Below are 341 nucleotides of genomic sequence, written 5' to 3' on the forward strand. Positions count from 1 at the left end.
CTACAACGAAAATATCAAGAGAAATCTTTTTAATTTTATTAAAGTTTTAAAGAATAAAAAAATTGTTTTCTCCAAAAAAGATTTTGATAAATTTGATCTTTCTAAGTTAACAAAGAACGATTTTGTATATTGCGATCCGCCTTATTTAATAACAGTTGGAACCTATAATGATGGCAGACGGGGCTTTACAGGTTGGAATTTGGAACAAGAGCAAAAACTTTTGGACATTTTATATAATTTAGACAAACGAAAAATAAAATTTGCTTTATCAAACGTACTAACACACAAGGATAAAAAAAATGTTTTATTGCATGATTGGATTAAAAAAAATAATTACAAAG

Annotated in this window: 1 protein-coding gene; it reads left to right on the forward strand. The window is 25.8% G+C overall.

The window, feature by feature from the left end:
* On the forward strand, positions 1 to 341 hold a 341-nt coding region (locus ACYVTD_RS18440), incomplete at both ends, for a DNA adenine methylase (RefSeq protein ID WP_461249046.1).

It is taken from the genome of Treponema sp. R6D11 (genome assembly GCF_054786075.1).